At 58.7% G+C, this 13725-nt stretch carries 17 protein-coding genes; all 17 read right to left on the reverse strand.

Translation table 11 applies throughout. The annotated features are described in order from the left end of the window. Positions 1 to 174: 174 nt before the first annotated feature. Positions 175 to 666 carry a hypothetical protein gene (locus tag EKN07_RS12095; RefSeq protein ID WP_126146529.1) on the reverse strand — a complete coding sequence of 164 codons (492 nt, stop codon included), beginning with the start codon at positions 664 to 666 and terminating at the stop codon, positions 175 to 177. 13 nt (positions 667 to 679) lie between these two features. Further along, positions 680 to 1339 carry a hypothetical protein gene (locus tag EKN07_RS12100; protein ID WP_126146530.1) on the reverse strand — a complete coding sequence of 220 codons (660 nt, stop codon included), beginning with the start codon at positions 1337 to 1339 and terminating at the stop codon, positions 680 to 682. Positions 1340 to 1360: 21 nt separating this feature from the next. After that, on the reverse strand, positions 1361 to 3262 hold the full coding sequence (locus EKN07_RS12105; protein WP_126146531.1) for a hypothetical protein: 1902 nt from the start codon (positions 3260 to 3262) through the stop codon (positions 1361 to 1363). Beyond that, positions 3256 to 4323 carry a hypothetical protein gene (locus EKN07_RS12110; protein WP_126146532.1) on the reverse strand — a complete coding sequence of 356 codons (1068 nt, stop codon included), beginning with the start codon at positions 4321 to 4323 and terminating at the stop codon, positions 3256 to 3258. Before EKN07_RS12110 ends, EKN07_RS12105 begins: the two co-directional genes overlap by 7 nt. Beyond that, entirely contained in the window at positions 4320 to 5000 is a 681-nt protein-coding gene (locus tag EKN07_RS12115) for a hypothetical protein (RefSeq protein WP_126146533.1), read from the reverse strand. The genes EKN07_RS12110 and EKN07_RS12115 overlap by 4 nt, the downstream gene beginning before the upstream one ends. Before the next feature lie 17 nt (positions 5001 to 5017). After that, positions 5018 to 7825, reverse strand: coding sequence for a tape measure protein (locus EKN07_RS12120; protein ID WP_126146534.1), 2808 nt, complete (start codon positions 7823 to 7825; stop codon positions 5018 to 5020). A gap of 418 nt (positions 7826 to 8243) precedes the next feature. Continuing rightward, positions 8244 to 8525: a hypothetical protein gene (locus EKN07_RS12125; protein ID WP_126146535.1), complete on the reverse strand. Its 282-nt coding sequence runs from the start codon at positions 8523 to 8525 to the stop codon at positions 8244 to 8246. A gap of 110 nt (positions 8526 to 8635) precedes the next feature. Beyond that, entirely contained in the window at positions 8636 to 9193 is a 558-nt protein-coding gene (locus EKN07_RS12130; protein WP_126146536.1) for a phage tail protein, read from the reverse strand. 49 nt (positions 9194 to 9242) lie between these two features. Next, positions 9243 to 9608 carry a DUF3168 domain-containing protein gene (locus EKN07_RS12135; RefSeq protein WP_126146537.1) on the reverse strand — a complete coding sequence of 122 codons (366 nt, stop codon included), beginning with the start codon at positions 9606 to 9608 and terminating at the stop codon, positions 9243 to 9245. Further along, positions 9601 to 9831, reverse strand: a complete 231-nt coding sequence (locus tag EKN07_RS12140) for a hypothetical protein (protein ID WP_126146538.1) — start codon at positions 9829 to 9831, stop codon at positions 9601 to 9603. The genes EKN07_RS12135 and EKN07_RS12140 overlap by 8 nt, the downstream gene beginning before the upstream one ends. 9 nt (positions 9832 to 9840) lie before the next feature. After that, complete coding sequence (locus tag EKN07_RS12145; protein WP_126146539.1) at positions 9841 to 10182, reverse strand: hypothetical protein; 342 nt, start codon at positions 10180 to 10182, stop codon at positions 9841 to 9843. Beyond that, a complete protein-coding gene (locus EKN07_RS12150) occupies positions 10179 to 10556 on the reverse strand; it encodes a Gp19/Gp15/Gp42 family protein (protein ID WP_126146540.1) in 378 nt (125 codons plus the stop codon). The genes EKN07_RS12145 and EKN07_RS12150 overlap by 4 nt, the downstream gene beginning before the upstream one ends. 9 nt (positions 10557 to 10565) lie before the next feature. After that, a complete protein-coding gene (locus EKN07_RS12705; protein ID WP_164546679.1) occupies positions 10566 to 10931 on the reverse strand; it encodes a hypothetical protein in 366 nt (121 codons plus the stop codon). 101 nt (positions 10932 to 11032) lie between these two features. Continuing rightward, a complete protein-coding gene (locus tag EKN07_RS12160; RefSeq protein WP_126146541.1) occupies positions 11033 to 11998 on the reverse strand; it encodes a DUF5309 family protein in 966 nt (321 codons plus the stop codon). A 49-nt stretch (positions 11999 to 12047) separates the two neighbouring features. After that, positions 12048 to 12608: a hypothetical protein gene (locus tag EKN07_RS12165; RefSeq protein WP_126146542.1), complete on the reverse strand. Its 561-nt coding sequence runs from the start codon at positions 12606 to 12608 to the stop codon at positions 12048 to 12050. Positions 12609 to 12786: 178 nt separating this feature from the next. Continuing rightward, the gene (locus EKN07_RS12170; protein WP_126146543.1) at positions 12787 to 13041 is read right to left on the reverse strand and encodes a hypothetical protein; all 255 of its coding nucleotides are present in this window, start codon (positions 13039 to 13041) and stop codon (positions 12787 to 12789) included. 16 nt (positions 13042 to 13057) lie between these two features. Beyond that, positions 13058 to 13725: EndoU domain-containing protein (locus EKN07_RS12175; protein WP_206435732.1), on the reverse strand; the 668-nt coding region annotated here is incomplete at its 5' end.

A 13725-nucleotide genomic window follows, 5' to 3' on the forward strand; every position in this document is an offset into this window, starting at 1 on the left:
CATAATGGTAGACGCCGGTGCGCTTCGCCCCAGCAAGCATGGATTTCCAACCGTCAATCACCAGCGAAGTGCCGCCGGTGGCCTTCGTGATCGTGAAATCCACATGTGGCACTATTGCGCGGGGCCAGGCGGCTTGGTAGCGGGCGTGCACATCCACGCCACGCAGAATCTCACTCATGAAGGGTCTCCTTCTTCGTCGTCGTCGCTGTCGTCGACGGGTATCTCACTATCGTTTCGGGCAGATGGTGCGAACTGGCCCGTGGTTGTGCCTCGGTCAGACTGAGCAACAGCGACCAGAGGCCTGGCTGGCGGTGGTGGCGGTAACTGCAAGTTGATATGCCTCTCCAACTTCGACACGTGGTCTTGCCAGATGCCAACCTGCTGGGACAAGGCAAACTCGTGATCCCGAGCCTCACCCAGCTCGCGGCGCAACCTGGAGAACTTGGCATCCATCTGGTCCAGGCTCTCCCGCAGCCTAGTCGTCCGCGCCTCGGCGTCGCGTACCTGCTCCTGCAGCTCATCCACGGTACGCGCCAACACGGCAAGACTATAGTCAGCGCGAGCGTTACGCCGCTGCACCAACGCCGTAATCCCCGCCGTGGCCACGCCACCGACCATCGCGACCACAGCAACAATCACCGCCGTATCAAACAAAGGAGACGACATCAGATCATCCTTCCTATGACATGGTGACCGGGAAGGCGAGGACCATGAGCTTATTCACGTCAGCGGCCTGAGAGAACGTCACCGTGGACACCTGAGACGACGCACCACCAAACGACACGGCAAGAATTGTTTTCGGATCCACACCAGCTGGTACCAGTTTCATGTTGAAACTGGTTTGCGTGGTCAAGGAGGAGTTGTTTTCCCACCGGGATGTGGCAGGGCCGGAATTGTCTGCGATTAGGACGCGTAGGCCTGCGATGCCGTTGACTTGCGCGTCAGCCATGCCGAACGCCAACACAACCCTGTCATAGGGTCGGGCAGGAAGTCTCGATGTGACCAGTGCAGACTGGTTACCGCCGTACCGCGAGAATGGGGCCGTCGGAATGAATGTGTCGAAGGTGGATTCGACCTCGTTGACGGGGGACAGCGTGTACCTGGAGTTTGACTGTTCACCGGTGGCCCGATAGATGATGCCCCCAATATCGAAATAGGTGGGTCTGTCCGGTGAAATGGGTGCTTCGGCGGCCAGGGCCGTGTCGAGAATGGTGCGTGCCGTGGCGATACTGGCGGCAGGCACGACAACGCCGACGGTGTCCATCAGTGTGGTCAGCGAGCCGAGAATATCGTCCCCCGAATCCGGTAGCAGGCTTCCGGACCAGTGCCTATGAGACATGATGCTCCTTCATGTTTAGAATTACGATGCTGATAGGCGTGTGAGAGAGAGAATTCCCTTGTTCAAAACTAGGTTTCCACTAGACTGTTGGAATGCTTGCAGGGAGACCTTGTCTCCGGCGCTCAGCGTAATAGGCCCTGTAGCGGAAGAAATCCCAGAGCCCACCGAAGGGGCCATAGTGAAAGCAAAAACGTCAGAGATTGTGCCGTTCACAGTTACCCCAACGCCACGACGTCCGGTGCCGTTCTGAGCAAACTGGGTCACACCAGTGGCGAGATAGACTCCGTCATATGGCACAACCAGCGAGTATGTAGCCAGGTCTGCCGTGAACCCATTCTTAAGGTCTCGTGTCACGACGCCCCATTGAAGAGGGACTGTGACCCACGAACCGGGTGGCGTTGTTCGAGAGAAACTTTCAGCTTTCCATGTGCCTATTGGCGGTGCCAGCGACAGGGAGAACTCGTCCCACGGCAGGAAGATGTTATTCTCGGAGGCCGTCAACCCTACGGAGGTCATTTTGACCCATTTTTCGCCACTGTCTGTATAGAACGTTAACTCGGGATCTCCGACAATTCCCTGTTGGAGAGCGATGAAATTAGCACTCTCTTCTTGTACGAGAATCCCGCCAATGTCGCAGAATGTCCCCGGCGGAAACCCGGTCCCACCAGCAGATAGGCGTCCCTCTGCAAAGAACCGGCAAGTCAAGCGAAGCCGCGCATAGTCAGCGTCTCCTGTATAGGCCGGTAGTCTGATCTGGAGGGGTACCCATTCTCCTGGCTCGTAGAATTCAGTTCTACTTCCCGCAGTCGCAGAGTTAAACCATGAGGTTACTTGATTGGAGTACGTTCCGGTAAGTGATGTCTCTATCATGGCTGCAAACTTGTATGAGCAGCGGAGCCATACTGTGATTGTGATAGATGACGAGGTTCCAGGGAATCGCCAATCAGTCCCAGAATCGTATGTTTCGCAGGAAAGCTCGTAGGCGGTGAACCGTGTGGTTACACGCGTAAAGCCCCAACTTGTATTTGGACCATCTGAGATGGAGTGCGTGACCGATCCATTCTGAGCTGCTATATAAAAGGTGCGGGTTGGTGCTTCTGTGCCGTCCCACTGGATTGAGTACTCTCGACCTGAGGAACTCCCCGTGAGATAAAAGCGAGACCCCATGATCGTCTTTCCGATGATCTCTTCGGCGAGGAGACGACCACCAATAGTGGCGTCCCCTGCGACGGTCAGTAATTTGGTCCACAGCTCGTTGGTCGCCTGGATTTTCGGTGCGGTCACCGCCCCATCAGCGATCTGTGCCGCCCCGACACTGCCAGGTACGAGGAGTTGGGATGCGATGACCGTGTGTTCAACCCACTGGCCTCCCTGTCGGACTCGCATACCAGTGACATGCTGTGCGCCAGCAGTGTCGGTTGATGCGATGAACCAGATTGCACCGTCTGGGATCTCTTCCTCACCGTCGGCGGGGTCCACGGCCTGCACGTACACGCCGGTACCGTCCCCAGCTTCTAAGGCGGCTTTGAGAGCGTTCGCGGCATCCGTGGCCGCCTGGTTGGCCTTCGCCTGCGCGTCACGCAACGACGACGCGGCCTCCTGTGCCTTCTCTAGGGCGTCGCCGATAGCGGCACCGGTTGCTCCCATGTGGATCGGCACTGCCCCACCAGGCAGGCTATATGGTGCCTGTGCGACAGTGACCCGGCCGGACGTGTCCCGGCTGAGCCGTACCGTGGCACCCACCGCGGTGATCCCCGCCTCTGACGGGACGACAACTGGCGGATAATCGTCGTCTGCTCCGTCGATCTGCACGGCAACTTTCCCGCCGGGCAGGGCCTCCACAATAGTGCCGGTCAGTACTGAGTCAGGCACAAATTCCCGGCCGGGCGGGGTGATGTCTAGGAAGAGGTTGGGTTTCACCATGCGAGCTCCTCAATATCGACACGCATTGTCGCGTCTGCCTGGCCGACGGGCAGACTATAGGCGGTGATACGACCAGTGATCGTTTCTCCGCCGCCTGTGATCACGGTGATCACATCCCCGGCCTCTAGGCGCGGGTCCGCGACGATTTCCACGGACCGGGACCGTTGCGTAATCAGCCGCTTCCGCAGCTTCCTCTGTGCGAGTTCAGAGATGCGTTGCGCTGCGGCGGTTTCCACATCTGGCAGGTCAGACGACGACACCTCAGACCGCTCAGTGACCCACCCGTACGAGTCGGGATCCAACGGCGGGAATGTAGCTGTGACAGTGGACGTGAAGCGCTTCTCTGTCTCGCCCGAGCCGATACTGCCAACGACGACATAGCGGTTCGGGCGGCGTTCTTGTGATGTGCGGGGCGCGGACACAAGCAGGTCAGTGCCCGTATAAGTCGCAACAGGGGCTCCGCCATCACGGTAAGGCCACGCGTGCAGGTAGCCGTCGGGCTGGACACTATAGCCGACACCGACACTGTTGCATAGGTCCTGCACGGCCTCGGTGCGGGAAGTACCCCACTGAGAATCCCTGGACAGGTACACGTCTGTCACGCCCGGGTCCAGGATGACTGGCAGGTGGGAGAGTCGGTGCAGCTCGGTGCGTAACGTCGCACCAACAGGCGGGGAAGACGGCCATGCGAACTCGTCCTCTTCCGCGACCTGCAGCAGATCCATAGCAGTGACCTGCACCCCGTCGTCCGTCTCGTCCCATGCGGTGTGTATCCACCAGCCCAAATCAATCTCATGGGGCGTGCCAGCGCACTCTGCCAGGGCAACAACATGAGTACGCTGACCGTAGTTGTTCAGCGGATCATACGGTGTGGCCGGAATCCAGTCGGCGGGGGCCGTGTAGGTCACCTGACCGGGCACGGCACGCCCCGTTTGCACGTCCAGGGAGACTTCCGTGGCGGGAATGTCCGTGGCGATGATCCTGCCCGTGCGGGCAATGTCTATTCGGACGCCGACGGCGACCGGGCCCGCCAAGAGACTGGTTGACGGGCCGGGCCTCATGGCATACCTCCAATCCGTCGGCATAGATCCTCGTAGGATTCGGTTGTCCACCCGTCAGTGGCCGCCGCGTACTCACCCCAGGTGACAACCGGGGCGGCGGACTGTTTGGAGGACGGATCAATCTGTGTCCACGCGATCTCCACCTGAATGGTCCCCGCAGGTCCGAGCCGCGACCTAGTGATAGATGTGATCACGACGTGTCGGATGGGTACTCCCACAGTTGGTACGGCGGGGCCAATAATGACCGGGGTGTGTGTCTGACAAATACGGATCAGCTCAGGCTCGGCTGTGGGGTCTGTCAGGACAATAACACTGGTCCCTGTCGCTGGTGGTCGTGTCAGCGGCCAGCGTGCCACGTGGCGGCCTGTTTGCACTACCTCGGATGCCCAGGAAATGGGGTCTTGGTTGTTCGCGAGGATCAGCCCGTGTAGGCCCCGTCCTGTCGCGTCCGTCAGGATCGCTTCCCACGGCCGCCCGGTCTGCCTGTCGATGACCGTCACAGTGGCACCGTCGGTGTACGTGTTCGCCCCTGGCACTGCCAGGGGGTCGGATACGTGCCGGGTCTGCCCGGCGGGGACGGTGACAACTGTCCGCCCCGCTGTGGTGACCGTGCATGGCCCGACGACGCGAAGGGACGGCAGCCCCGTATGCTCCCCAGTCCACCCAGTAAACCCCATACTGATCCCCTTTCGTCTCAGATACGTGCAGCACGGACGATCCTGCCATCCGCACGCTCATCCACATAGCCGGTGAACTCCTTCTCACCCACACGGAGCACCATCGTCGAAGGGAACCGGTTTGCTGCGGGAGATACGGCGGCAATATCCGGCAGTGTTACACCAGTCGTGACAGTACCCAACGCGTCACCGAGCTGTGGACCCATCGCGTCGACGACACCGAGAACACGACCGTTAAACTCCTTTTCCAGGCCGTGGGCAAGGCCTTGCATGATCCACATGCCATTGGGGACGAGGAGTTTCAGATCGTATTCCTTCGGCCCCTTATGATCACCGATCCAACTGCCGATACCACCAACCCAGTTCTTCACCCCATTCCACGCAGACTTCATACCTTCCCACAAGCCGGAAATGATTGACTTTCCAGCCTCAACGAGGAGGCTGCCAAGGTCTCCGAGCGCGTCAAGAATCTTCCCCGGCAGCTCACCAACCTTTGACAACAGGTCGGGGATCTTATCCGTAATACCCGAAATGAGAGACCCGAGAGCGTCCATACCTGCCGTGACAATCTCAGGGAAATGCCCAGCAAGAGTGGACACAATCGTTGTAATGATCGTGGGCAGCATGGCAACCAACTGGGGAATCGCCTCAGTCAGTCCGCTGATCAACGCGACGAGGAGCTCCACGCCAGCATCTATGATCGCAGGCAGGTTCTCCACGAGAGTGTTCACGACCGTGTCAATGATCGTAGGCAGCATGTCAATCAGCATCGGAATGGTCTGCGTGATGCCGTCGATGATTGCCGTCAACAGTTGCACACCGGTCTCCATGATCAGCGGCAGAGCTTCCACCAGCGTGGTCACGAACGCTTCGATGATCTGCGGGATGGCTTCGATCAGCACAGGCAAAGAATTGATGATGCCTTGTACGAGACCCGTCAACAGTTCCAGGCCCGCTTGAATGATCTGCGGGAGCGCTTGCACGAGAGCAGTGATCAGTGTGGTAATGATCTGTGCTGCCATCGGGATCAGTTTCGGCAATGCCTGTGACAGGCCCGTGACCAGGGATGTGAGGATACGAGTCGCCCCGTCCACAAGAGCGGGCAGGTTATCAATAATCGCCTGCAGGATAACGGCGATCATGTCAGTGCCAACGTCCATGAGTTCCGGCAACTGGTCCGTGATCGCGGACACGATATTGCTGATCATGTCTGGCAGGTCAGCTAATGTCTCATGCATTTTGATGACCATCTCATGAGACATTTGCGAGGCGAGTGCCCCAATGCCTGCCACCAAGGCGCCGATCAGAGCGCCCAGCGCGAAGAACTTCAAGAACCGGCCCGGGGAGAAAAACTGTCCGATCAGGCCACCAATCTTGTCGAAACTGGTCTTCAACCCACCCAGGAGGTGGTCACCAAGCCCGGAGAAAGCCAGGTGAATGTTCTCAAACACGGGGGTCAGCCGCGACTTGATAGACGACCCGAAAGAGGACAGTGGGGAGAACACTTTTGACATGCCGGACTGGATCCCACCGGTGACGGTGGAGAACCCAGAGGACAGTTTGCTCCCTACCCCGGACAGGTGGGTTTTGATGGTTTCTGCTGCAGGAGAAAGCTTCCCGCCGATCCGTTTCCCGATACCGCCGAATGCGTCATCAAAAATCGTGACACGGTCTTTAATTTCTTTGACGAATTTTGACCAGTTCGGACCAATGTTCGACGTGAACGCGGAGATGTCTTTCCCGGCGTCTTTCAGGTGCCCGCCGACTTTACCAACCTTGTCAAACTTGTCGAAAAACGAGGAGATGCTGCCCCAGTTCTCTAAGGCTGCGCCTGCACCTCCGAACGCGCCAAGGCCACCGGCGACCGTGACAAGGTCCTTCCCCCATTCGGTCAGACCTTCCCCTTCTTTCAACGAGTGGACTAGGTCCTGAATGTTTTGTCCGAGGGTGGCGATGGGTTCGGATAGCCGGTTGATGCCGTCGGCGAGGTCTTCAACGCCGAATTCTTGCAGAATACCGGACAGAGCTTTTGTTGTACGGTTCTTCAGGTTGTCCAAAGCCGTACCAATGCCCATGGTGGCGTCACGGGCTTGCTCTTCGAAGGATGCGAACCCTTCCAGGCCGTTTTCGTTCAGGTCAAGGATGGCCTGGTTGAAATCGTCGAAGGACACTCGACCGTCAGCCATGGCGTCATACAGGTCCATGGCATTATTCCCAGCGCCAAGCAGGGACTCGGCGAGCTGGTTCAGCTGCCCGGGCATGGCGGACACCAGGGACCGCCATGCTTGCATGTCCACTTTGCCGACGGACAGCATTTGCGTGTACTGCTCCATCGCGTTGGCTTGAATCTCGGTGGATTTCCCACCGGCAAGCAAAGCGTTGTTGAACGCGAGGGAGAGGTCTGTTGCTTCGTCCAGGCTGGAGGTTAGTGGTGCGAGGAGCTGGACCATGCCGGCCATTGAGTCAAGTGACGTGGGCAGGCCGTCGAGTTTGTCGCTCATTTTCTCGATTGATGCGGATGCGTCATCGGCGGAGTAGCCGAGGTTCTGCATGATCTTCGGGAAATTGTTGAGCGTGTCGGCACGTTTGATTGCTGCGCCGAGGGAGGTTGTGGCGGCAGCGCCGACGGCGACGAACCCTGCGATACCGATCTGTGAGACACGTTTGAATGCGCCACCAACCGACTCAATAATGCCGGTGCTCCAGTGGGAGGTCATGCCAGGAATGTTGATCCCGCCGAGCTCTGAGGCGATGGCCTTTTTGACGCCGTTGAATGATGGGACGACGTTCAGCCAGGCGGTGCCGAGATCATATCCTTTTGCCACGTGAACTCACCTCCAAACTGGGATCTGAACGAATCGTTGGTGTGCTAGCCGCGTGGCCGGGCCAGTAGCTTGTCCACTTGGTCAACGGGGACGGCTATCGGATCATCAGACGGGGACTTGCCACTTTGGGGCTGAGTGCGAGCCTGTCGGTCACCGGTGGGGCGTGGATACAGGGCAGGTTTACCGCCACGCCCTCCACCACGCTGCCAGTTCGCCATTGCCAGCACGTCGAACGTGTTCGCAGCGATCTGTACGCCCGGATGATTCCATTGCCAGTGTGGGTTTAACGCACGGTGTGTCCACGACTCGGGCTGTCGGATCATTGCGGCACACCAGGATGCTGCTAGGCGTGGCGGCAGTGTCCGCCAGTCCTGGACGTTAAAGAATCGGGCGAAGTCTGCGGATAGCTCATCGGGTGCTAGTCGGTCTGCTCCGATGAGCGTGGCAAGTTTGGGGCGACCTCCTGCATGATCTCCACGATCATCTGGGATACGGCGTCAAGAGGGACACGACCCGTAGCGGGGTCTCGCAGTACGTCCAACATGTCCTGGTAGTGGTCGCCAACGATGCGTCGCACGATGGGCACGACTTTGAGTGTTTGACCGGCTTCCATGTCGGCAATGTCAGCGACAAGCTCAAAGTCGTCGAACAGGTTGGCGTCGATGCTCAGCGTCATGCCGTGGATATTGATGTCTGTCAAGCGTGTACTCCTTTTTGGGTGTGCTGTGCTCGGAAGGGGAGTCGGAGCGGGCCGTTAGGACCAGCAGGCGAGCACAGCAATTGTTCCTGCCGGTCCTAACGGCCACGTCGTTATTCGATTCCGGTGATCCATTCGATGGCCGTGTTACCGTCGGCGTCGGGGTAGGCGGTGACCGTGACCTCATAGCCGATTGCCTCACCGTCCTGGTAGACAACATCACCGACCTCGGTAATCTGCCCGTTAGGCACGAGGATGCGTTTGACCCGGCCACCGGTCAGGAGGAGCTCGTAAACGAAGATACGGCGTGGCATGGTCTTCCCGTTGTGTGTCACCTTCAGCATGCCCGTGTCTACAGACACGTTGTCCTGTCCGTACACTTCAGCCAGCACGTCCTTATCCGCTGATTGGATGAAGGTCCAGGTAAAAGTCTCTGTGCGGGAAGTTTGCACAGTGAGAACAGTGTCACCACCGAACGCGGTGATGTCCGTCGTGTCCGTTGACGTACTGTTCGTCAGCCCGTCGGACGAAATGTAGCCGTGTTTGATGAACGCGTCGTCGAGTGGACTGGTTGCGTCTGTGGGCAGTGGTGTGCCAATAGTGGCCGCGCAGACAACGCCGGTGGCGACCGGCTTGCCGACAGAGACGAGATTAGAGTTGTTTTTGGCCATGGCCGATCATTCTCCTTACGGGATAGTGCCGTGCTTCTTTCAAATGGGGTTATGGCGTGATGGTCGCGGTGACTGTCAGCTGGTAGCGTGCCAAATCTGAGTCCGGGTCTGGGAAGTTGTAGGTCGAGTTAACATCCACGCTGCCAATATTCCAGTGCAGTGGCAGATCCGTGGTGAGGATCTGGGCGACAGTGTCGGCAAGCTGGGCGGCGTCTTCCCTGCGGTCCGCCCAGCATTGGACTGCGAATACTGGATAGTCGATGACGGGTGTGCGTTGTCCACCGGTGCGTTCCACTGTGATGAACATGTCTGGTTTCGGGTCGTCTGGTGTACCGGCAGGCACGTCTGAATATGCGGGACTCTGGAGCGCAGCATGCGTATTCAGCCAGCCGATGAGCAGTGCCTCACTATTCATTGGTTGCAGCTTTCAACAGGGTGTTCTCCCGCGCGTTACGTAACCGGGCCTTATACGTGGTAGCTCGGACCGCGCCGTGGGGCCGGTCGGTCCATATCACGTCGCCAATGAAGCCGTCTCCTGCACGTCGTGCAATTTTGGTCGTGGCCTCGTTGACTGCTTCGGATGTAGACGATGCGAGAGAGGGGAAGTTGAGTTTCACTGTGACAGAATGGCGTGCCATGAGAGGGTGTTATCCTTCGACTCGTTGGAGTGGGACGGCCCGATTCCATGGTCCGGGCGTATTCGCATCCGTGTAGGGTTGCGGATCCCCGATCACCGTGTACGTCTCTCCACGGACGATGATTCGACAGCCACGCAGGGATCGAGTGTCTGATCTTGGCCAGTGCAGTGTGAGTGTGATTTCGACGCCGTCGGGGCGGAGATCTCCGGCGAGGTTATCAGTGGAGCCAGGTGCGACGACCACATTGGGGACGGGTGTCGGGTCGGGCATCCAGACGTAGATAGGCCGGTTAAAAGTGTCTGTACTGGTGCCCTGTCGGGTGATGACTGTGACAGATTCTCCGTAGATCACGATGTCCCCTCGAGTAGATTGCGTTCGAATGCGCGAGGGGGACGTAGTGCGCGTTTCTCAGCTCGTGTCATGTACAGATCTCCGGTCGGGTTCGCGTAAGCAACCTGCTGAGTGTACGGTCCTGCAGTTTGCATACGGGACGTGACGGGGATGCCTTCCTCCCCTGTCGGGGAGGCCATGGCACGTCGCACCATGGCACAGGTGATACGCCGTAGTGTTGCTTGCGGCGCGTCTGCCCAGGAGGGGCATTCGTCCCGGATGAGGGAGGATGCGTCAGCCAGGATAGCCAAGGCACGGTCCTTCTCCGTATCGGTAAGTGGGTGCCAGCGTGCTTCGAGATCGTCCACTGTGGCGAAGCTGGTTTCGTCGCTCATCGGATGCTCCTAATCGGCGTGACGTGCTTTCCTGCGACGTTTCGGCTCTGCGGTGTCATCGTCACCGTCAGTCTCGACGTCGTCAGTCTCGTCGCTGTCTGTCTCGACGTCGTCAGTCTCGACGTCGTCAGTCTCGACGTCGTCAGTCTCGACGTCGTCAGTCTCGACGTCGTCAGTCTCGTCGCTGTCTGTCTCGACGTCGTCAGTCTCGTCGCTGTCTGTCTCGACGTCATCGTTGTCGATAATGACGCCCATCCACGCCAGACTGCGTAACTGGGCGGCAATCTCTGCATCAACTTCGGCGACACCGCCAAGGAATTGGACGCGTGGATTGGTGACAAGCAGGTTGGGGTACAAGGTGGAGCGTGCAATCATTAGGGGTCCTTTTCACGAGAGGATGCGCGCGGCCAGGAACCACCAACGAGGGCAGAAAGGGCGACAAAAAGATCCCTCTCGTGGTTCCTGGCCGACGCAAGTTAGGCGGCGACTGTCAGCTTGCCGTGCGCTGTCTCAGCGCCGTACTCCAAGCCGATCTCGCCGTACAGCTGGACCTTGTCCGCTGCGCCGGTCTTCGCCAGCGGTTCCGCGAAGAAATGCCCCTTGCCAGGGATTTCCAGGAAGCGGGGCTTGAGTTGCTCCAGCGAGGCGACAACCAGTTCAGTGGCTGGCATGTATCGGTTAAGCATGATGTTGCACCGTCCGAAGTCGGTTTCAAACGTTTGCAGGTTCACGCCACCAACATTGCGGGATTCCTCCCGATAGTTCGCGTCCTTGATGAAGATCCGGGACAGGGCACGCTTCAGTGTTGCGTTCACGATAAGCGTGCGAGTTTCGGACTCTTGCAGGCCGCCGGACTCCCAGACCTTCTGCATCAGGTCCAGGACGTCGTCAGCGTCCAAGTTTTCAGCCGTATGAGTCGTGGTCGCCACGTTCGTCGTGATCGCTTCCAAAAGGCCACGCGTCCTACGTGGCTGCGTGTTGTCCGTCGGCAGCTGGTAGGTGCCCGTGAGGAAGGTCTTCTCCACGTCACGGGCGATCTGCTTAAGCTGCTGATCGATCTGCCAGGCCATCTCGTCGGCCGGGATCACGGCCTGCCCGATCTGGACGGTGGCCGCTCCGTCCGTGGTGATCTGCCCGGTAGAAGCCTGCTTGGAGTAGGACAGTTCCACGGCCTCCTGGTGGATCTCCACCACGTTAGACACCGCGTATCGCTTACGGGCAGTGCCGTCCGGTGCGACCTCTCCTTCCTTGCGCTGCCGGGTGTCCTCTGCGTCTCGCAGGTCGTAGCCCTGCCACGTGAAGATCGGGGACTTCGTGGATACCCCGCCGGTGAGCCCGCCGATGGAAGCGAGTAGTGGGGTGTCTTCCGGGGAAGCGGCGAACAGTTCGCCGACGTAGTTCGGCAGGTTGTAGGTTGTACCCTGCCCGGTGATTCCAGCCATGAGAATAACTTTCCTTCCATGAAAAGGTGATCAGTGTGCTGGCACTGGCTTATTTGCCGAGTTTCAGCACTTTGAGTGTTTTCACTAGCGTTTCGTTGCCAGCTTTTTCAGCTGCAGCGATCTGCTCATCGATGGACAAGACACCAGTGCCCGCCGGTGTACGGCCAAGTGAGGGCGCCGGACTACCACCTGTGTTGGCCTTCCCGTCACCAGTCGTATCCGTAGAGGTGGGGACATGTTCGGCTTTCCACTTGGAGAGTTTCTCCGCGTAGGCGTCCAGATCGTCGTCTTGCGGGCCTGCGAGCAGCTCAGCGGGAACGCCGAGGCGGGCCGCTGCCTCAAACACTGCGATCTTCGCCTGGAGGGCTTTTTCGGCGGCTTGTGCAGCGGCGAGCGCATCGGCTTGGCGTTGCACTTCGGTTTTCTGCTCGTCCTCTAGCTTCTTGAGGCGGTCCGCGGCGTCACTGTTCGCTTTCGCGCGGGCTTCCCACTTCCGTGCCTCGGCTTTCCAGTCGGTCGTGTCCTGTGCGCCCTGCTGTGCAGCAGTCTGCGACGGATCGTCAGCTGGAGGCTGGTTGGTCGTGGGAGTTGTGCTTTTGGGGTTGTCCATCTGAAAAAGGTCCTTCCCGTGCGGGAATCAAAGGCACGCCTGTGCAGGCATGCCAAGGGGGTAACAATAAGGCATGTGCGTGCCGTGCGGTACACACAGTGGGTGTCATGCTTTTAGGGCATGAGAAAAGCCCTACACGGGTACGTGCAGGGCTTAAAGCCAGAACCAGCAGAGTGAATTAGGCGGCGTCAGCCGCTAGCTCTTTCTGCAACTCAGCAAGATCAAGATAGCTTTCCTCCAGATAATAATCACCGACAGAAAGATTACGAAGATGCTGGAGGAGATCATCTGAGATGCGAATCCTGTCCTCGTAAAACTGGTCCATCAGCGACGCGAGAGCAGCTGCAGGATCTCCATCAGCGAGCTCAAGGATAATTCCTTCCATATCGGGACAGTAGACAAGCATCTCACGGATAACCGACAAAATATCCATGTCACGTCACCTTCTTCTACTCGACAGGGAACACTCCTGATATGTGTAGGTTACCTCGTTTTGTGGCTGTATACACGCGAAATGTAACGCCTTTGACTGTGCCTTCGCTTCGCTTCACGCCCCTCCCTTTACGGGACCTGAGAGAATTCTCCCGGAGGACCGTTTCCATGGCATCCCGCACGTCCTGTGGCGTCCAGTCAGCAGGGAACTCTGGGCGACCATGGGTCCATCCGTAACCTGCGAGGTGCCCGCCTCCTTGAGCATTACCGTAGAGGATGTGGTTCCATTCTCGGACACGTAGCGGTGGAACGTCGGAGGGCCAGCCGCCCGGGATTTCTGACATGCGTTCGGGTGGGATTTTGAACCGTGTCGTGTCCGCATCGGGTGGGCGGATGAATGCCATGTCGCGCCTCCACTGCTCATACACGCTGGCCTGCAGCGTCCCGTCCGAGCTGGCCCCGGTAGGCAACTTCGGCCATTTTCCATCTGTGTACTGCTCGGGATGTAGTACACGCATTCGCTCCGCGATGTCGTTCAGGCTTGGATTTGGCCCGCCGACAGCCTCCCGGGCCTCCGTATAGAGCGCGTAGTACCGGTCCGGGTCGTACCCTTCCAAGTGGACGGCCCTCCTATCCCACTCGGGCACGATCTCACAGTCACAGTGGTCGTGGAACCGATGGGAGG

Source organism: Actinobaculum sp. 352, from assembly GCF_003957265.1.
Taxonomy (GTDB): Bacteria; Actinomycetota; Actinomycetes; order Actinomycetales; family Actinomycetaceae; genus Asp313.